Source organism: Tolumonas auensis DSM 9187, from assembly GCF_000023065.1.
GTDB lineage: Bacteria > Pseudomonadota > Gammaproteobacteria > Enterobacterales > Aeromonadaceae > Tolumonas > Tolumonas auensis.
Map to the genome: position 1 here is coordinate 3,042,501 of NC_012691.1, position 20,751 is coordinate 3,063,251.

Consider the following 20,751-nt stretch of genomic DNA (forward strand, 5'->3'; position numbering starts at 1 on the left):
TGCCCGATAACACGCTGATGCAACTTTTCTTCCATCCGCAGCAGTTTGTCTCGTTCGCCTTCCAGCATACGAGCAACCGGAATACCAGTCCAACGAGACAGAACCTCTGCTATTTCCTCATCGGTTACCCGGTTACGTAATAACGTTTGTTCCTGCATTTCTGCTTGTGAAGCTAAGTCCAGTTGTTTTTCCAACTCAGGGATACGGCCATAGTGTAGCTCTGACATTTTGGCAAGATCGCCGGCGCGACGCGCGACGTCCAGTTCCTGGCGAGCCTGCTCTAATTCAGATTTGATATGCTGTGTACCAGCCAGTGCCGCTTTCTCAGCTTTCCAGATCTCTTCCAGCTCATTGTATTCACGATCTTTTTCTGTGATTTCTTTATTAATAATGCCTAATCGCTGGGCACTGGCAACGTCAGACTCTTTCATCAAGGCCTGCTGTTCCATTTTCAGCTGCACGATACGGCGTTCGAGGCGATCCAGTTGCTCCGGTTTAGAATCTATTTGCAGACGGATACTGGCCGCCGCCTCATCAATCAGATCAATGGCTTTATCTGGTAATTGCCGATCGGAAATATAACGGTGTGATAATGTCGCTGCCGCAACAATAGCCGGATCGGTGATCTGTACATGATGATGCAGTTCATAACGTTCTTTCAGGCCACGCAGGATCGCGATCGTATCTTCCACCGAAGGTTGATCCACCAGTACTTTCTGGAAGCGACGTTCGAGGGCAGCATCTTTTTCAACGTATTGACGATATTCATCCAGTGTAGTTGCGCCAACACAATGCAGCTCGCCACGCGCCAGTGCAGGCTTCAGCATGTTACCGGCATCCATCGCCCCTTCGGCCTTGCCAGCACCCACCATAGTGTGCAGCTCATCAATAAACAGGATCACATTGCCTTCCTGCTTAGCCAGCTCATTCAGTACAGCTTTCAGACGTTCTTCAAATTCGCCGCGATATTTTGCCCCCGCCAGCAACGAGCCCATATCAAGTGACAAGACCCGTTTATGCTTCAAACCTTCCGGTACTTCACCATTAATAATGCGTTGAGCCAGTCCCTCTACAATCGCCGTTTTACCCACACCCGGTTCGCCAATAAGTACTGGATTATTTTTAGTACGCCGTTGTAATACCTGAACGGTACGCCGGATCTCTTCATCACGGCCAATGACTGGATCAAGCTTGCCCTGCTCGGCTCGTTCCGTCAGATCAATTGTATATTTTTCCAATGCCTGGCGTTTTTCTTCCGCTCCGGCATCTGTCACCTTTTCACCACCACGGACTTTTTCGATCGCTTTATCCAGTTTATCTTTCACAACACCATTCTGGCGTAGCAGATCACCCAAAGTACCGCGATCATCCAGCGCGGCCAGCAAGAACATTTCTGAAGAAATGAATTGATCCTGCCGCTGCTGCGATAACTTGTCGCACATATTCAGAATTCGTCCCAGTTGCGGTGATATCTGAATATCACCGTCAACCCCACTGACACGAGGCAAACGATCTAATTCCTGCGTAAGACGCTGATGCAGTGTATCAACATTACATCCGGCCAAGATCAGTAGTGGACGAATAGATCCACCTTGCTGATCCAGCAATGCTGTCATGATGTGAATGGGTTCAATGAACTGATGATCTTTTCCGAGTGCTAATGACTGAGCATCAGAAATAGCAGTCTGAAATTTGCTGGTGAGACGATCTAAGCGCATCCCGGTACCTCTTTTATCTCGCTGGTTTGATCGTAAATCGATCATTTACTGTTGAGTATAAGATGGGGATGCCAGGATTGCTTTCAAGAGGAAGTGCTTAAATTTTAATCGTACGCCAAATCAAACCGGCCATGCGGCCTGTCTGTCCATCACGCCGATAGGAGTAAAAATGCTCCGCATCGCTGAAAGTACATTGATTACCGCCATATATAGCACTGACACCAGCAGCATTGAGACGCTGACGGGCAAGCAGAAACAGATCAGCCAGCCATTTATCGTTATGCGCTGTAAATGCATGGACGGCTTCCGGATCCTGAGCAATGAAAGCCGCTTTAACTTCATCACCGACTTCAAAAGCGGAAGGACCTATAGCAGGACCAATCCAGGCGAGTATGTTGTCCGGTGCAGATTGCATTGCGGAAATAGTTTTTTCCAGTATCCCGGCACACAAGCCACGCCAGCCCGCATGCGCGGTTGCGACCACCGTTCCGTCTTTATCACAAAACAACACTGGCAGGCAGTCTGCTGTCATGACCGTCAGAGGCAATCCAACCTTCGTGGTGATAGCAGCATCAGCTACTGGCGGTTCAGTAAAAGTGTTTTCTGCCTGCAGGATCTCGGTACTATGCACCTGTGTCAGCCATACCGGCTGAGACTGTAATCCTAACTGTTGCTGTAACTGCTGACGATTTTTACTGACTAGTAAAGGATCGTCGCCGACATGCGCGCCCAGATTAAGACCCAGATATACACCTGAACTAAAACCACCCTCTCGGGTGGTAAATACCGCCTGTACATTATCTGGAGCCGGCCAGTCAGGTTTAATTAAACCCATACGATATCGTCCGGGTGTTCAGCTGAATCAAGACGTAATACTTCGATCAGCTGAACCATGTCATCAGGGATTGGCGAGTGCCATTCCATCTCTTCACCGGTAATTGGATGAGTTAATCGCAGCATAGTCGCGTGTAATGCCTGACGACGGAATGTACGTAAAAAATCACTCAATTCCACAGACGCATTACGAATTGGACGTAACCGGCCACCGTATACCGGATCACCAACCAAAGCATGGTTAATATGAGCCATATGCACACGAATTTGATGGGTTCTGCCCGTTTCAAGACGGCAACGTAAACGTGTATGAGCCCGGAACCGCTCAGCTACCCGGTAGTGCGTTATTGCTGGTTTACCCATTGGGTTCACAGCCATCATAGTCCGCTGTGTAGAATGACGACTGATCGGCTCATCGACGGTACCACCGGCTGTCATATGACCAACAACGATTGCTTCATATTCACGGGTGATGCGACGTTTTTGCAATGCATAAACCAGACGGATCTGTGCCGGGATAGTTTTAGCAACCACCATCAAACCTGTAGTCTCTTTGTCCAGACGATGAACAATACCAGCCCGAGGTACTTCTGCTATGTCAGGATACCGATGCAGCAATGCATTCAGCACTGTGCCATCCGGAGTACCCGCACCTGGGTGCACAACTAAACCTGCCGGTTTATCAATTACCAGCAAATGTTCATCTTCATAAACGATGTTGAGAGGCAAATCCTGCGCTTGCCAGCGGGTATCATCTTCCAGCTCTGTCGCGATTTCTACTTGCTGGCCACCCATCACTTTTTCTTTGGGCAATAAGCATACTTTGCCATCCAGTTGCACTTTACCGCCCAGTATCCATTCTTTAAGCCGGGTACGGGAATAATCGGTAAACAAATCGGCCAACACCTGATCCAAACGTTTGCCTTCGTGGTGTGGTTCAATAGTACCGGTTAGTTGTATAGCTTGACTCATGTCAGATCTCAATTAGTTAAACAAGGCTTAGCGCCAAGAATGATGCATTCTATCTTTTCTTTTCTCTGAGCATAACGGATACTTCACATACCATGGCAATATGAAGCTAATTTCGATGCAAAAAGTAGTGCGTTTTTTTCCGGTAATGCTGTTATCTCTGTCGCTATTGGCCGGTTGCTCCTCATCATCTGACAAGCCTAAAGTGCCGGATGAGCCGCTGGAGGTTCTGTATAAACAGGCACAAAGCAAATTGCACAACGGCGATTACGAGAGAGCCGTAGATATTCTTGAGGCATTAGACTCTCGCTATCCTTTCGGTCCTTATGCAAGTCAGGTGCAACTGCAACTGATATACGCTTATTACAAGAAAGAAGACACTGCACAGGCGATCGCAAATATTGATCGTTTTCTGCGCCTGAATCCAACGCATAAAGATGTCGACTATGTCTATTACATGCGCGGACTGGCCAATATGCAGGAAGATTACAACTTCTTCCACGATAAGTTTGGTATCGATCGTTCTGATCGTGATCCGCAATATGCCAGACAGGCATTTAAAGATTTTCAGCTGGTGCTGAAAAACTATCCTGATAGCTTATACGCCAGTGACGCCAGAGCCCGTGCAGTATACCTGAAGAATCGTCTTGCCAAATTTGATCTGGCAATCGCTGATTTTTATATGCGCCGTGAGGCATGGGTATCTGCGGCTAACAGAGCAAAATATTTGATCGAAAATTATCCAGATACCGAAATGACGCAACCAGCACTGGAAATTATGGTTCAAGCTTATGAAAAGATGGATCTCACTGATTTGGCTAAGCATGCCAGACAGATGCTAAGCACCAACTATCCCGATAGTGAGTATCTGCATCCGTAAGCAAAAACTATCCGGGTTAATATTAGAAAAATAAAAAAGTACCTTTTTAGGTACTTTTTTATTTTTCCAGATCTTTGCCGGGAAAAACTATTCTGTTCTGGATTTTATATAGCCTGCATAATCAGGGATCTCAACACTGACTTTTTTATTCATATGCGGTGAATCCATCAGAAAATCTGCTGTCGCCTGATTAGTCGCCATTGGAATATTCCATACCGCCGCCAGACGTAGCAACGCTTTCACATCTGGATCATGCGGAACTGCGTTCAATGGATCCCAAAAGAAAATCAGTACATCAATTTTACCTTCAGCAATCATAGCACCCAGTTGCTGATCACCACCCATTGGACCCGACAGTAAACATGTAATCGGCAAACCCGCTTCTTTGCTTAAACGAGTACCTGTAGTACCGGTTGCATATAAATGATGCAACTTCAACTCTTCAGCCCGGTGTTTAACCCATTCAACCAGCGCCTGTTTCATATTATCGTGTGCCACCAAGGCTAAACGCTTATGCCCTGCCATCTCACGTTGAATCGTTAACGCCATACCAATCCCTCGGGTTTAATATTAATGAATATTTAAAATGCGCTAAGCAGTATATATTTTTCATTAAAAATAAAGGGCGACAAAGTCGCCCTTTTATAACATTTTGTTAAAGTATCGATTACGCGATTACTTTAGCAACAACGCCCGCGCCTACGGTACGACCGCCTTCACGGATTGCAAAACGCAGACCATCATCCATCGCGATTGGGTGGATCAGGGTAACTACCATTTTGATGTTGTCACCTGGCATTACCATCTCTACGCCTTCTGGCAGTTCGATAGTACCGGTCACGTCAGTTGTACGGAAGTAGAACTGTGGACGGTAGCCTTTGAAGAATGGCGTATGACGACCACCTTCTTCTTTGGACAGTACGTATACTTCTGATTCGAACTTGGTATGCGGGTTGATGGTGCCTGGTTTAGCCAGTACCTGACCACGCTCTACGTCGTCACGTTTAGTGCCACGCAGCAGAATACCTACGTTCTCACCTGCACGACCTTCGTCCAGCAGTTTACGGAACATTTCAACACCGGTACAAGTGGTTTTGGTGGTCTCTTTCAGACCAACGATTTCCACTTCTTCACCAACTTTGACGATACCGCGTTCTACACGACCAGTTACTACTGTACCACGGCCTGCGATTGAGAATACGTCTTCGATTGGCAGCAGGAATGGCTTGTCAATAGCACGTTCTGGCTGTGGGATGTAAGAATCCAGCGCTGCTGCCAGCTCAATGATCTTCTCTTCCCATTTCGCGTCGCCTTCCAGCGCTTTCAGCGCGGAACCACGGATAACCGGCGTGTCATCACCTGGGAAATCGTATTCTGACAGCAGTTCACGAACTTCCATCTCTACCAGATCCAGCAGCTCTTCGTCGTCTACCATGTCACATTTGTTCAGGAAAACGATGATGTACGGTACGCCTACCTGGCGACCCAGCAGGATGTGCTCACGAGTCTGTGGCATTGGGCCGTCAGTCGCTGCTACTACCAGGATCGCGCCGTCCATCTGTGCAGCACCAGTGATCATGTTTTTAACATAGTCAGCATGGCCTGGGCAGTCTACGTGTGCGTAGTGACGAGCTTCAGTATCGTATTCAACATGTGAAGTGTTGATGGTGATACCACGAGCTTTTTCTTCTGGTGCGTTGTCGATCTGATCGAATGCACGCGCCTGACCACCGAATTTTTTAGCCAGCACGTTAGTGATAGCAGCAGTCAGAGTAGTTTTACCGTGGTCAACGTGGCCGATAGTACCAACGTTAACGTGGGGTTTTGTACGTTCAAATTTTTCTTTAGACACGACGTTGTCCTTCCTATTTGATTATTTCCGTCTGTCGGAACAGACGGAAAATATTACATATTGAATTACTTAGACTGACGCGCTTCAATCACCGCCTGAGCGATGTTATTTGGCGTTTCAGCGTACTTACCGAACTCCATGGAGTAAGAAGCACGACCTTGGGTGGCAGAACGCAGATCGGTTGCATAACCGAACATTTCAGCCAGCGGTACCAGCGCGCGAACAAGCTTGCCGGATGGGCCGTCTTCCATACCTTCGATGATACCGCGACGACGGTTCAGGTCGCCGATTACATCGCCCATGTAATCTTCTGGAGTCTCTACTTCAACTTTCATTACAGGCTCAAGCAGAACTGGTTTAGCCTGCATGAAACCTGATTTGAATGCCATAGAAGCAGCGATTTTGAACGCCAGTTCAGAAGAGTCAACATCATGGTAAGAACCGAAGTGCAGACGAACACCTACGTCCACAACTGGATAACCAGCCAGAGGACCAGATTTCAGCTGTTCACGGATACCTTTATCAACGCCAGGGATGAATTCGCCAGGAATCACACCGCCTTTAATATCGTTGGTGAAGGTATAACCAGCACCTTCTTCCAGCGGGAAGAGGTCGATTACAACGTGACCATACTGACCACGACCACCAGACTGTTTAGCGTGCTTACCTTGAATATCTTTAACTTCATTACGCACAGTTTCACGGTAAGCTACCTGTGGTTTACCCACGTTCGCTTCTACCTTGAACTCACGGCGCATACGGTCAACGATGATTTCCAGGTGCAACTCGCCCATACCAGCGATGATGGTCTGACTTGATTCTTCATCAGTCCATACGCGGAATGATGGATCTTCCTGAGCCAGACGGCCCAGAGCCAGACCCATTTTTTCCTGGTCAGCTTTGGTTTTTGGCTCAACAGCAACAGAGATTACTGGTTCTGGGAATTCCATACGCTCAAGGATAATTGGCGCAGATTCAACACACAGAGTATCACCAGTAGTCACGTCTTTCAGACCGATCGCAGCTGCGATGTCACCAGCGCGGACTTCTTTGATTTCTTCACGTTTGTTAGCATGCATCTGAACGATACGACCAACGCGTTCACGTTTGTCTTTCACTGAGTTCAGAACGAAATCGCCTGAATTCACAACGCCTGAATAGCAACGGAAGAAAGTCAAGTTACCAACGAATGGGTCGGTAGCGATTTTGAATGCCAGTGCAGAGAAAGGCTCATCATCAGTTGGATGACGCTCAGCTGGCGTGCCATCTTCTAACTGACCAGCAATCGCCGGTACGTCAGTTGGTGAAGGCAGATATTCAATAACCGCATCCAACATTGCCTGAACACCTTTGTTCTTGAATGCAGAACCACAGGTAACCAGAACAATTTCATTGCGTAATGCCAGATCACGCAGAGCAGCTTTCAGTTCAAGTTCGGTGAACTCTTCGCCACCCAGGTATTTTTCCATCAAATCTTCAGAAGCTTCAGCAGCGGATTCAACCAGATGTTGATGCCATTTCTGCGCTTCAGGCAGCAATTCAGCTGGAATATCTTCGTATTCGAAGGTAACGCCTTGGTCGGCTTCATTCCAGTTAATAGCTTTCATCTTGACTAGATCGATGACGCCTTTGAAGTTTTCTTCTGCGCCGATTGGCAGTTGCAGTGGAACTGCATGACCTTTCAGACGGGTTTTGATCTGTTCAACAGCACGCAGGAAGTTAGCACCGGTACGGTCCATTTTATTAATGAACGCAATACGAGGTACTTTATACTTGTTAGCCTGACGCCATACTGTTTCAGACTGCGGCTGAACACCACCTACTGCACAGTAAACCATTACTGCGCCGTCCAGAACACGCATTGAACGCTCTACTTCGATAGTAAAGTCAACGTGGCCTGGGGTATCGATGATGTTGACACGGTGTGGTTGGAATTGTTTACCCATACCACTCCAGAAACAGGTTGTAGCAGCAGAGGTAATGGTAATACCACGCTCTTGTTCCTGTTCCATCCAGTCCATGGTAGCAGCGCCATCATGAACTTCACCAATTTTGTGGTTTACACCGGTGTAAAACAGGATACGTTCAGTAGTCGTTGTTTTACCGGCGTCGATGTGTGCGCTGATACCGATATTACGGTAACGCTCAATGGGTGTTGCACGAGCCACGATAGATATCCTCTTACTAAGGTTGAACCTTAGACAACGAAACCGCGTACAGGCCATCCGAAGATGGCCTGTACAACCGGATTACCAGCGATAGTGAGCGAATGCTTTATTCGCTTCAGCCATGCGGTGCACGTCTTCACGTTTCTTAACCGCAGAGCCTTTATTGTCGGCTGCATCCAGCAGTTCACCTGCCAAACGTTGAGCCATGGATTTTTCACCACGTTTGCGAGCCGCTTCTACCAACCAGCGCATAGCCAGGGCATTACGACGCACCGGACGAACTTCTACCGGAACCTGGTAAGTAGAACCACCAACACGGCGGGACTTAACTTCCACGTTCGGACGGATGTTGTCCAAAGCACCTTCAAAAGTAGCTAAGTGGTCTTTACCACTTTTGTTAGCAATGATTTCCAAAGCACCGTAAACAATGCTTTCAGAAACGGATTTCTTACCGTCAACCATTACTACGTTGATGAATTTAGCCAGCAGCTCAGAACCGAACTTAGGATCTGGCAGAATCTTACGCTGACCAACAACGCGACGTCTTGGCATTTTAATTCTCCGAAACTTCAGGTTTTACCCAAAACAAAAAAATGTTTTATGAAAAATGTTTGGCCTTACTTAACGGAAAACCATTAAGCCTTAGGCTTCTTCACGCCGTATTTGGAGCGAGATTGTTTACGGTCTTTAACACCGGAGCAATCCAACGCACCACGAACGGTGTGGTAACGCACACCTGGTAAGTCTTTAACACGACCACCACGGATCAGGACCACGGAGTGTTCCTGCAGGTTATGGCCTTCACCACCGATGTAAGAAGTAACTTCGAATCCGTTAGTTAAACGAACACGACATACCTTACGCAGTGCTGAGTTAGGTTTTTTAGGAGTAGTGGTATACACACGTGTACACACACCACGTTTTTGTGGGCAAGCATTCAAGGCAGGAACGCTGCTTTTTACAACTTGCTTAACGCGCGGCTTGCGAACAAGCTGGTTAATAGTTGCCATTAAAAGCTCCTGGTAATAGCAATCGCTTTATAAACATGTGAAAAATCCTCCCCGCAGATACGGGGACGCAAAATTCTATGCTTGTCTGTATTTTGAGTCAAGATTTATACAGCTAATGTATGAATCATTCTGAATCGAGAAGAAGTATAGGCGACAAACCATCTCTTCACAGTAAAAAAATTTCTACCAGCAAAGCGGACTGCCATATTTAACGACCAAATCCACATAATCAGCCATATTAATGAGGTTCCCCTCTTTCGCATTTAAGCCACGAGCCAGCAAATCATCTTGCATTGCATAGACCTCTCTGTTCTGAAATTGCCGGCACCATTCGTCCGTAGTACAGGCAATCACTGCATCCTGAATTAATAGCAACTGATCCTCCGGTTGCATAAAATCCAGACAATTTTTCAGTGCGGTGTGTGCAAACGGTGATGAGGAAACAACATGCAGCATATAATTCTCAAAACATTAACTTAACAGGATATGCGGACAACATATGGTAAAATGCATCGGCAGTCAGAACGATTACCGGCATCAGTAATTGTGTGGGATCGATATTACGTTCAATCAGCGCTTTCTCTGAGACATAGAGATGTTCAATATCATACAACGCACATAATCTGAACATTGCCGAATGATCTTTAGCCAGTATACCTGTGGGTTGCTGATGCGACAGGAGTTGATACACTCCATCATCCATAAAAAATGCCGCTAAATTTTCGGAATACGCTGAAGTCGCTAATAAGGCGTCCAGCCCTTCTCTGCCGCAGGCATTACCATAAGGTGGCTGCCTGAAAATGAAAGCGATCTGATTCATAACCAACTTAAAAACGGACAACCCGGTCAGCAGTTAATAACATTTCTGCCAGTTGACCAAGGCCTGATAACAAGAACGGAGCGTGAACATTAAATGTATCCTTTCCCGCTTCTTTCGCTGTGACCGCATCCAGAATTCCCCGGCGTTGAGCCGCCGCGATACAGGTATGCAGTGTGACATAATGCTTATCCGCCAATTCACACCACAAGGCATGCAAATCGTATTCATCGCTTGCCGGTGCAGTGAGATAATTCGCATTGGTGACTCCATCCTGATAAAAAAACACGCCTGAAATAGCGTGTCCTTTCGCCAGCAATGCCTGAGCGAACAGATAGGCAGAACCTGACTGCTGAGATCCATAAACGGAACCCGTCACCAGGAGTGCAAAATTAACAGGCATATTACTTCGCTACATAGGCAATAGCTTCAACTTCAACCAAAACATCTTTTGGTAATCTGGCTACTTCAACGCAAGAACGTGCCGGCGCACTGTTTTTGAAGAAATCGGCATAGACTTCGTTGAAAGCAACAAAATCATTCATATCTTTAAGGAAACAGGTAGTTTTTACCACTGTATCAACGGATGCACCTGCTGCTTCCAGAATGGCGCTTAAATTACGTAATACCTGTTCTGCCTGAATCTTGATATCACCCGTTAACAGCTGCATCGTCTCCGGGATCAAAGGGATTTGTCCGGATGTGAAAACCAAATCACCAACTCGGGTTGCCTGAACATAAGGACCAATAGCCGCCGGTGCTTTTTCTGTTGCGATAATAGACTTAGACATCATTCCCTCGTAGCAAGTTATCAAAACAGTACTGATAGTAATACTAGCCTTTACTGTGGCGCAACTTTCCATACAAAAAAAAGAGGCCCCGCAGGGCCTCTCAGACATTACCTCAGTAATGATTATTACGCATTCAGATTATCGGCCGCATTCAGCAAATCAGCCAGATTCTGTTCCGCTTCATCAGCAGTCGCCTGCTGCGTCACAGGAACCACAGCCTTAGCTGCCTGTCTACGTTTCTCTAAACGACCGTGATGGTAAGCAAAGCCAGTACCAGCCGGGATCAGACGACCAACGATAACGTTTTCTTTCAGACCACGCAGATCGTCAACTTTACCGGATACCGCTGCTTCAGTCAGTACGCGGGTAGTTTCCTGGAACGACGCAGCAGAGATGAATGACTCTGTATTCAGCGACGCTTTAGTGATACCCATCAGTACACGACGGAAAGTCGCAGGCTGTTTACCTTCAGCAACCAGTTTACGGTTTGCAATCTTCACGCGTACTACGTCAGCTTGTTCGCCTTCCAGCAGGTCAGAATCACCCGGGTTAACGATCTCACACTTACGCAGCATCTGACGTACGATCACTTCGATGTGCTTATCGTTAATTTTTACGCCTTGCAGACGATATACATCCTGCACTTCGTTAACGATATAGTTAGCCACCGGACTGATACCACGTAAACGCAGAATGTCGTGTGCAGACTCAGGACCATCCGCCAGCACTTCACCTTGCTGAACCTTTTCACCTTCGAACACGTTCAGGTTACGCCACTTCGGAATCATTTCCTCGTGAGCATCACCACCGTCGGTCGGTGTGATCACCAGACGACGTTTACCCTTGGTTTCTTTACCAAAGGAGATGGTACCTGAGATTTCAGCCAGGATAGCCGGTTCTTTCGGTTGACGAGCTTCAAACAAGTCAGCAACACGTGGCAGACCACCGGTGATATCTTTAGTACCACTGGATGCCTGTGGGATACGGGCTACCGCATCACCCACGTTTACCTGTGCGCCATCTTCCAGCTGAACAATCGCCTGACCAGGCAGGAAGTATTGCGCTGCAACATCAGTACCTGGGATCAGAACATCTTTACCGTTCGCATCAACCAGTTTCACCGTTGGACGCAGTTCTTTACCGGTCGTAGTACGTTCGTTGACATCCAGAACAACGATGCTGGACAAGCCTGTCAGCTCGTCGGTCTGACGAGTGATAGTGATGCCTTCGATCATGTTCTCAAACTGGATACGACCCGCCACTTCAGTAATGATTGGGTGAGTGTGCGGATCCCAGTTAGCCACGATTTCACCGGCTTTAACTGCCTGACCATCTTTCACTTCCAGTACCGAACCGTATGGCAGTTTGTGACTTTCTTTCGTCCGTCCCAGTTCGTCCATAATGGTCAGTTCTGAAGAACGTGACGTGATAACCAGTTTACCAGCGCTGTTTTCTACAGACTTGGCATTCTGCAGTTTGATCACACCGGTATTCTTAACTGATGCACTGCTTTCTGCAGCCGCTCGTGACGCCGCACCACCGATGTGGAAGGTACGCATGGTCAACTGAGTACCTGGTTCACCGATAGATTGTGCTGCAATAACGCCGGTAGCTTCACCGTTGTTAACCAGATGACCGCGAGCCAAATCACGACCGTAGCAATGTGCACAAATACCAAAGTCAGATTCACACGCAATGGCTGAGCGAACTTTCACGCGGTCGACAGAGTTGCGTTCCAGCGTGTTACACCACTGTTCATCCAACAGCGTGTTGCGCGCAACCAGCACATCTTCCGTACCTGGTTTCAGCACATCTTCCGCAACCACACGACCCAGAACACGTTCGCGCAGAGGTTCTACTACGTCACCACCTTCGATCAGCGGAGTCATCCACAGACCTTCAGAGGTACCGCAATCCAGTTCCGTGATCACCACGTCCTGCGCTACGTCAACCAGACGACGAGTCAGGTAACCGGAGTTTGCCGTTTTCAGTGCGGTATCCGCCAGACCCTTACGAGCACCGTGAGTCGAAATGAAGTACTGCAGTACGTTCAGACCTTCACGGAAGTTCGCCACGATTGGCGTTTCGATGATCGAGCCATCTGGCTTCGCCATCAGACCACGCATACCGGCCAGCTGACGGATCTGAGCAGCAGAACCACGCGCACCGGAATCAGCCATCATAAAGACGCTGTTAAACGATGCCTGCACTTCATCTTCACCGAGGCTGTTCTGTCTTGTCTCTTTAGACAAGTTTTCCATCATCGCTTTAGATACGCGTTCGTTGGCGCTTGCCCAGATATCGATAACTTTGTTGTAACGCTCGCCGGCTGTTACCAGACCAGACTGGAACTGTTCCTGAATTTCAGCAACTTCGGCTTCAGCAGCAGCGATGATGTCTTTTTTCGCATCCGGGATCACCATGTCGTCAATACCAACAGATGAACCTGACAGTGCTGCGTAGTGGAAACCGGTATACATCAGCTGGTCAGCAAAGATAACGGTATCTTTCAGACCTTGCTTACGGTAACAAGTATTCAGCACCTTAGAGATCTGTTTCTTACCCATTGCCTGGTTAGAAACATATTTGATCCAGCGCTCCGGATGTTCAGCCAGTTCAGCTTTACCGGCTTCTGTCATTGGTAACGGGGGATCAATCAACGCATATTCCATACCTTTCGGCAGGATCAGCGACAGGATCGCACGACCAACGGTGGTGTTTTTCAGTTCGATTTTAGGAACCAGCTCACCCGCTTCGTTTTTCACGTATTCCGTGATACGACATTTAACACGGGCATGCAGTGATGCCAGACCAGCACGATAGATCTTTTCAGCTTCTTTCGCACCGGATAACACCATGCCTTCACCCTTGGCACCCACACAGGAACGAGTCATGTAATACAGACCCAATACCACGTCCTGTGAAGGAACGATGATAGGTTCACCGGATGCAGGCGACAGGATGTTATTGGTGGACATCATCAGCGCACGCGCTTCCAACTGTGCTTCCAGTGTCAGCGGCAAATGCACCGCCATCTGGTCACCGTCGAAGTCCGCGTTAAAGGCAGAACATACCAGCGGATGCAGCTGAATAGCTTTACCTTCGATCAGAATTGGTTCAAACGCCTGAATACCCAGACGGTGCAGTGTTGGCGCACGGTTCAGCATGACAGGATGTTCACGGATCACTTCATCCAGAATATCCCATACAACGGCTTCTTCACGTTCAACCATCTTCTTCGCAGCTTTGATGGTTGTCGCCAGACCACGGGTTTCCAGCTTGCCATAGATGAATGGTTTGAATAACTCCAAAGCCATTTTCTTAGGCAGACCACACTGATGCAAACGCAGTGTCGGGCCTACGGTAATTACCGAACGACCAGAGTAGTCAACACGTTTACCCAGCAAGTTCTGACGGAAACGACCTTGCTTACCTTTGATCATGTCAGCCAAAGATTTCAGAGGACGTTTGTTTGAACCGGTAATAGCCCGGCCACGACGACCGTTATCTAACAATGCATCAACCGCTTCTTGTAACATACGTTTTTCGTTACGTACGATGATATCCGGCGCAGCCAGATCCAGCAGACGTTTCAGACGGTTGTTACGGTTGATCACCCGGCGATATAAATCGTTCAGATCTGAAGTCGCGAAACGACCACCATCCAGCGGTACCAGCGGACGCAGATCCGGCGGTAAAACTGGCAGTACAGTCATGATCATCCACTCTGGTTTATTACCAGATTGCAGGAATGATTCCATCAACTTCAGACGCTTGGTGGTCTTTTTACGTTTGGTTTCAGAATTAGTCTGGCTCAGTTCTTCGCGCATAGTGGCGATTTCATGTTCCAGATCCTGCGCACGCAGCAACGCCAGGATAGCTTCCGCACCCATTTTGGCATCGAATTCGTCACCGTATTCTTCCAGCGCATCCAGATACTGCTCTTCGGTCAGCATCTGACTACGCTCGAGGCTGGTCATGCCAGCATCGACCACAACAAATGATTCAAAATAAAGCACACGCTCAATATCACGCAGGGTCATGTCAAGCAGCAGACCGATACGGGATGGCAGTGACTTCAGGAACCAAATGTGAGCCACAGGAGAAGCCAACTCAATATGACCCATACGCTCACGGCGTACTTTAGTCTGAGTTACTTCTACACCGCATTTTTCACAAATGACACCACGATGTTTCAGACGCTTATACTTACCGCACAAGCATTCGTAATCTTTGACTGGTCCGAAGATGCGAGCACAAAACAGACCGTCACGCTCTGGTTTGAACGTACGATAATTGATGGTTTCAGGCTTTTTAACTTCACCGAATGACCAGGAACGGATCATGTCAGGCGAAGCCAGACCGATCTTGATACCGTCAAACTCTTCAGTCTTGCTCTGCGCTTTTAAAAACTTGAGTAAGTCTTTCACCTGTATCTCCCGTCAGGAGTTTAACTTCGGTATGCCGCTATGCGGCATACCGTTACTATTCTGAGTCAGAAATAAGGGCTTGCGCCCTTACTCTTCTTCCAGCTCGATGTTGATACCCAAGGAGCGGATTTCCTTCAACAATACGTTGAAGGATTCTGGTATGCCAGGTTCCATGCGGTGATCGCCATCTACGATGTTCTTATACATCTTAGTACGGCCATTCACATCGTCCGACTTAACAGTCAACATTTCCTGCAGAGTGTAAGCGGCACCGTATGCTTCCAGTGCCCACACTTCCATCTCCCCGAAGCGCTGACCACCGAACTGTGCTTTACCGCCCAAAGGCTGCTGAGTAACCAGACTGTAAGAACCGGTAGAACGGGCATGCATCTTGTCATCAACCAAGTGGTTCAGTTTCAGCATGTACATGTAACCAACAGTTACAACACGCTCAAACGGCATACCGGTACGACCATCGAACAGGGTGATCTGGCCAGACTCAGGTTTATCAGCCAGTTTCAGCAGTTCTTTGATTTCACTCTCTTTCGCACCATCAAACACCGGTGTTGCGACAGGTAAACCTTTACGCAGGTTCTGTACCAGAGTCCGAACATCGTCATCGCTCAGTGTAGCAATATCAATTTGTTGTTGATCACTGCCACCCAGATCATAAACGCGTTGCAGGAACTCACGCAGCTCAGCCAGCTCGCGTTGTTCTTTGACCATACGATCAATTTTTTCGCCGATGCCTTTTGCTGCCAGACCAAGGTGAACTTCCAGGATCTGACCGATGTTCATACGTGATGGTACGCCCAACGGGTTCAGTACGATATCGACAGGATTCCCTTCGTCATCGTATGGCATGTCTTCAACCGGACAAATTTTGGAGATAACCCCTTTGTTCCCGTGACGACCCGCCATCTTGTCACCTGGCTGGATACGACGTTTCACTGCCAGATAAACTTTAACGATCTTCAGTACGCCTGGTGCCAGATCATCACCCTGGATGATTTTCTGACGCTTGGCTTCAAACTTACGATCGAATTCTTCTTTCAGTGCAATGTGTTGTTCAGCAATCTGTTCCAGCTCAACCTGTTTGCCTTCGTCATCCAGTGACTGTTCCAGCCATCTCTTACGATCCAGCTTAGACAATCTGTCTTCACCAAAACCGTTAGCAATCAACAAGGAACGGGCGCGACCGAAAATGCCATCTTCCAGGATCTTGAATTCTTCAGTCAGATCCTTTTTGGCATCACGCAGTTGCATGTCTTCAACTTCTTTAGCGCGTTTATCTTTTTCCACGCCATCACGAGTAAAGACCTGAACGTCAATAACAGTACCGTAAACACCGTTAGGAACACGCAGCGATGAATCTTTAACATCAGATGCTTTTTCACCGAAGATCGCACGCAGCAGCTTCTCTTCTGGTGTCAGCTGAGTCTCACCTTTGGGTGTCACTTTACCAACCAGAATGTCGCCGCCTTTCACTTCAGCACCAACATAAACGATGCCTGACTCGTCCAGTTTAGACAGAGCAGCTTCACCTACGTTTGGAATATCAGCAGTGATTTCTTCCGGGCCTAATTTGGTATCACGGGCGATACAAGACAGTTCCTGAATATGGATAGTAGTCAGGCGATCTTCCTGCACAACACGTTCTGAAACCAGAATCGAGTCTTCGAAGTTATAACCGTTCCATGGCATGAACGCGACGCGCATGTTCTGACCCAGAGCCAGCTCACCTAAATCGGTGGAAGGACCATCAGCCAGTACGTCACCCAGCATTACCGGTTCACCAACAGACACACAAGGACGCTGGTTGATACAGGTGTTCTGGTTAGAACGGGTATATTTAGTCAGGTTATAGATGTCGATACCGGCTTCGCCTGGTAACAGCTCATCTTCATTTACCTTAACCACAATACGGGAAGCATCAACGTAATCGATGGTGCCACCACGTTTAGCAACAACAGTTACACCGGAGTCAACCGCTACAGCACGTTCCATACCGGTACCGACCAGCGGCTTATCAGCACGCAGAGTTGGTACAGCCTGACGTTGCATGTTTGAACCCATCAATGCACGGTTCGCATCATCGTGTTCAAGGAATGGGATCAGCGATGCCGCAACAGAAACAACCTGCTGTGGACTCACGTCCATATACTGGATCTGCTCTGCGTTCATAAAGGTAGATTCACCTTTATGACGGCAAGGGATCAGTTCATCTTTCAGGCGAGCATCAGCATCAACATTAGCATTTGCCTGTGCAATCACGAAGTTACCTTCTTCGATTGCAGACAGATAATCCACTTCGTCGGTGATCACACCGTCGATGACTTTACGATATGGTGTTTCCAGGAAACCATATTCGTTAGTACGGGAATAAACCGCCAGAGAGTTGATCAGACCGATGTTCGGACCTTCAGGTGTTTCGATTGGACACAGACGACCATAGTGAGTCGGATGTACGTCTCGAACTTCGAAGCCTGCACGTTCACGAGTCAAACCACCCGGGCCTAACGCAGAAATACGACGTTTGTGCGTAATTTCTGACAGCGGGTTGTTCTGATCCATAAACTGAGACAGCTGACTGGAGCCGAAGAATTCTTTAACGGCTGCAGAAATTGGCTTCGCATTGATCAGATCCTGCGGTTGAATTGCATCCAGATCACCCAGAGACAGGCGTTCTTTTACTGCACGCTCAACACGCACCAAGCCCACACGGAATTGGTTTTCAGCCATTTCGCCCACGGAACGGATACGACGGTTACCCAGATGATCGATATCATCCACATCGTCTTTACCGTTACGGATAGCAATCAGCTGTTTCATTACGTCGACGATGTCGTCCTGGGACAAAATACCACTGCCGATATGATCAGGACGCGCCAGGCGACTGTTAAACTTCATACGGCCGACAGTTGACAGATCGTAACGATCAGCAGAGAAGAACAGATTCTCAAACAACTGCTCCGCAGCATCTTTCGTTGGCGGCTCACCAGGACGCATCATACGGTAGATTTCTACTAATGCTTCCAGACGGTTAGTGCTCGAATCGATACGCAGAGTTTCAGAGATATATGAACCATGATCCAGTTCGTTAGTGAACAGGACTTCAAACTGTTTAAAACCAGCTTGAGACAGGTTAGCAATGGCCTCCAGACTCAATGCAGTATTTGCATTGATCATCACTTCGCCAGTCTGCGGATTCACGTAGTCTCTAGCAGAAATTTTGCCTACGACATACTCAACCGGTACTTCAATTTGACTAATACCGGCTTTTTCCAGCTGACGAATGTGACGTGCAGTAATACGACGGCCTTTTTCGACCACCACATCACCACCGGCAACAATATCGAAGGTAGCGGTTTCACCACGCAGACGCTCCGGTACCAGTTCCATCAGAACTTTGCCATCTTTGATTTCGAATTTAATGGTTTCAAAGAATGTCGTCAGAATTTCTTCTGTCGTAAATTCTAATGCGCGCAGGATGATCGTTGCCGGTAATTTACGGCGACGGTCAATACGCACAAACAGGTTGTCTTTGGCATCAAATTCGAAATCCAACCAGGAACCACGGTAAGGAATAACGCGTGCGTTATACAGAACCTTACCAGAAGAGTGGGTTTTACCCTTATCGTGATCAAAGAACACGCCCGGGCTACGATGCAGCTGGGAAACGATAACACGCTCTGTACCATTGATAACAAAGGTGCCGTTATCGGTCATCAGCGGGATTTCGCCCATGTACACTTCTTGTTCTTTAATTTCTTTGACTGTGCCTGCCGCGGCTTCTTTATCAAACAGCACTAAGCGCAACTTCACGCGCAATGGAGCTGAATAGGTGACGCCACGGATCTGACACTCTTTTACGTCAAAGACCGGTTCTCCCAAGCGATAGCTGACATACTGCAGCTCCGCAGTACCAGAATAACTGGTAATGGGGAATACGCTGCGGAACGCAGCCTCAAGCCCGTATGCCCCTTCTGGGTCGGCATCAAGGAATTGTTTGAAGGAGTCCAGCTGAATGGACAAGAGATAAGGCGTTTCCAGTACCTGATCACGCTTACCGAAGTCCTTACGAATGCGTTTTTTTTCGGTATAAGAGTTAACCATAGGGTTCCTCAGCTCGCTGATAAGTGACCCAAGCTGCTCTGGCCAGAGCAGTTCTGTAATACATTGCTACAATCGTACATTTAAGTACTCATTATAAGCCCAGGTGAGCAATGTGAAATCCTGAGGCTTACAGCGCAAAAGGGCCGGTGAATTTTCTTCACCAGCCCTAGCCTGTTTTATCAGGCCGCTAACCTACTGTTAAGTAGATTATTTGATCTCAACAGAAGCACCTGCAGCTTCCAGCTCTTTCTTCAGAGCTTCAGCTTCATCTTTAGATACTGCTTCTTTAACTGCAGTTGGAGCAGCTTCTACCAGGTCTTTAGCTTCTTTCAGACCCAGAGAGGTTGCAGCACGAACTGCTTTGATTACTGCTACTTTGTTAGCGCCGATAGCGGTCAGCATAACATTGAATTCAGTTTGTTCTTCAACCGCTTCAGCAGCAGCGGCTGGGCCGGCAGCTACAGCAGCAGCAGAAACACCGAACTTCTCTTCCATAGCGGTGATCAGTTCTACAACTTCCATTACGGACATAGAAGCAACGGCTTCGATGATTTGGTCTTTAGTGATAGACATGAGAAAAAATTCCTGTCGTTGAAGTATTAAAAATAAAAATAATCTGTTCTGTTACAAGAATTAAGCCGCTTCGGCTTCTTTCTTGTCGCGCAGAGCTGCCAGAGTACGAACCAGCTTGCCAGCTGAAGCTTCTTTCATAGTAGCCATCAGTTTCGCAATTGCTTCTTCGTAAGTCGGCAGAGTTGCCAGACGATCAATTTGAGCTGCAGGGATGAATTCACCCTGGAACGCACCACCCTTGATAGAGAACTTATCGTTCCCTTTAGCAAACTCTTTGAACAGACGAGCAGCAGCGCCCGGATGTTCGTTAGAGAACGCGATCAGGGTCGGACCAACAAATACGTCTTTCATGCATTCGAAATCGGAACCTTCTACTGCACGAGTCAGCAGAGTGTTACGAACAACACGCATGTAAACGCCTGCTTCACGAGCAGACTGACGCAGAGCGGTCATCTTGGCTACTGTTACACCGCGGGAATCCGCAGCAACAGCAGACAGTGCGCCTTTGGCAGCTTCGCTGACTTCAGCGACAATCGCTTTTTTGTCTTCGAGTCCTAACGCCATTGGCTTACTCCTGGAATTAATCTGGGCGA

At 47.8% G+C, this 20,751-nt stretch carries 17 protein-coding genes (1 of these 17 cut by a window edge); 1 reads left to right on the forward strand and 16 read right to left on the reverse strand.

All coding sequences use genetic code 11. The features are described from left to right. The 3 genes from clpB to rluD form a co-directional block, all read right to left on the reverse strand. Nucleotides 1–1,718: the 5' portion of an ATP-dependent chaperone ClpB gene (gene clpB, locus TOLA_RS14180; protein WP_015879811.1), read on the reverse strand. The gene continues 859 nt to the left of window position 1, outside the view; the window shows 1,718 of its 2,577 coding nt (coding positions 1–1,718); it begins with the start codon at nt 1,716–1,718; the stop codon falls past the left edge of the window. Nucleotides 1,719–1,815: 97 nt separating this feature from the next. Beyond that, nucleotides 1,816–2,553 (reverse strand): peptidoglycan editing factor PgeF, encoded by a 738-nt coding sequence (pgeF, locus tag TOLA_RS14185; protein WP_015879812.1) that lies wholly within the window; start codon nt 2,551–2,553, stop codon nt 1,816–1,818. Beyond that, nucleotides 2,544–3,524, reverse strand: a complete 981-nt coding sequence (gene rluD, locus TOLA_RS14190; RefSeq protein ID WP_015879813.1) for a 23S rRNA pseudouridine(1911/1915/1917) synthase RluD — start codon at nt 3,522–3,524, stop codon at nt 2,544–2,546. Before rluD ends, pgeF begins: the two co-directional genes overlap by 10 nt. A 115-nt stretch (nt 3,525–3,639) precedes the next feature. Here rluD and TOLA_RS14195 point away from each other — a divergent pair, with 115 nt between their 5' ends. Further along, nucleotides 3,640–4,401: an outer membrane protein assembly factor BamD gene (locus TOLA_RS14195; protein WP_015879814.1), complete on the forward strand. Its 762-nt coding sequence runs from the start codon at nt 3,640–3,642 to the stop codon at nt 4,399–4,401. Nucleotides 4,402–4,488: 87 nt separating this feature from the next. Here TOLA_RS14195 and TOLA_RS14200 read toward each other — a convergent pair whose 3' ends face one another. From TOLA_RS14200 to rplJ, 13 genes are all read right to left on the reverse strand, one after another. Then, nucleotides 4,489–4,950, reverse strand: coding sequence for a methylglyoxal synthase (locus tag TOLA_RS14200; protein ID WP_015879815.1), 462 nt, complete (start codon nt 4,948–4,950; stop codon nt 4,489–4,491). 118 nt (nt 4,951–5,068) lie between these two features. Then, the gene (gene tuf / locus TOLA_RS14205) at nt 5,069–6,253 is read right to left on the reverse strand and encodes an elongation factor Tu (RefSeq protein ID WP_015879816.1); all 1,185 of its coding nucleotides are present in this window, start codon (nt 6,251–6,253) and stop codon (nt 5,069–5,071) included. Between the two features lie 65 nt (nt 6,254–6,318). Next, entirely contained in the window at nt 6,319–8,421 is a 2,103-nt protein-coding gene (gene fusA, locus TOLA_RS14210; protein ID WP_015879817.1) for an elongation factor G, read from the reverse strand. An 81-nt stretch (nt 8,422–8,502) separates the two neighbouring features. Continuing rightward, complete coding sequence (rpsG, locus tag TOLA_RS14215) at nt 8,503–8,973, reverse strand: 30S ribosomal protein S7 (protein WP_015879818.1); 471 nt, start codon at nt 8,971–8,973, stop codon at nt 8,503–8,505. Nucleotides 8,974–9,056: 83 nt separating this feature from the next. Then, the gene (rpsL, locus tag TOLA_RS14220; protein ID WP_015879819.1) at nt 9,057–9,431 is read right to left on the reverse strand and encodes a 30S ribosomal protein S12; all 375 of its coding nucleotides are present in this window, start codon (nt 9,429–9,431) and stop codon (nt 9,057–9,059) included. Between the two features lie 183 nt (nt 9,432–9,614). Continuing rightward, complete coding sequence (tusB, locus tag TOLA_RS14225; RefSeq protein WP_015879820.1) at nt 9,615–9,887, reverse strand: sulfurtransferase complex subunit TusB; 273 nt, start codon at nt 9,885–9,887, stop codon at nt 9,615–9,617. A 7-nt stretch (nt 9,888–9,894) separates the two neighbouring features. Further along, nucleotides 9,895–10,251: a sulfurtransferase complex subunit TusC gene (gene tusC, locus TOLA_RS14230; protein ID WP_015879821.1), complete on the reverse strand. Its 357-nt coding sequence runs from the start codon at nt 10,249–10,251 to the stop codon at nt 9,895–9,897. Nucleotides 10,252–10,258: 7 nt separating this feature from the next. Continuing rightward, nucleotides 10,259–10,651 (reverse strand): sulfurtransferase complex subunit TusD, encoded by a 393-nt coding sequence (gene tusD / locus TOLA_RS14235; RefSeq protein ID WP_015879822.1) that lies wholly within the window; start codon nt 10,649–10,651, stop codon nt 10,259–10,261. 1 nt (nt 10,652) lies between these two features. Further along, nucleotides 10,653–11,039 carry a RidA family protein gene (locus TOLA_RS14240; RefSeq protein ID WP_015879823.1) on the reverse strand — a complete coding sequence of 129 codons (387 nt, stop codon included), beginning with the start codon at nt 11,037–11,039 and terminating at the stop codon, nt 10,653–10,655. 125 nt (nt 11,040–11,164) lie between these two features. Beyond that, nucleotides 11,165–15,469: a DNA-directed RNA polymerase subunit beta' gene (gene rpoC / locus TOLA_RS14245; RefSeq protein ID WP_015879824.1), complete on the reverse strand. Its 4,305-nt coding sequence runs from the start codon at nt 15,467–15,469 to the stop codon at nt 11,165–11,167. A gap of 87 nt (nt 15,470–15,556) precedes the next feature. Beyond that, a complete protein-coding gene (gene rpoB / locus TOLA_RS14250; RefSeq protein WP_015879825.1) occupies nt 15,557–19,585 on the reverse strand; it encodes a DNA-directed RNA polymerase subunit beta in 4,029 nt (1,342 codons plus the stop codon). Nucleotides 19,586–19,792: 207 nt separating this feature from the next. Next, nucleotides 19,793–20,158: a 50S ribosomal protein L7/L12 gene (gene rplL, locus TOLA_RS14255; RefSeq protein WP_015879826.1), complete on the reverse strand. Its 366-nt coding sequence runs from the start codon at nt 20,156–20,158 to the stop codon at nt 19,793–19,795. Between the two features lie 60 nt (nt 20,159–20,218). Next, nucleotides 20,219–20,722 (reverse strand): 50S ribosomal protein L10, encoded by a 504-nt coding sequence (gene rplJ, locus TOLA_RS14260; RefSeq protein WP_015879827.1) that lies wholly within the window; start codon nt 20,720–20,722, stop codon nt 20,219–20,221. Between the last annotated feature and the right edge of the window lie 29 nt (nt 20,723–20,751).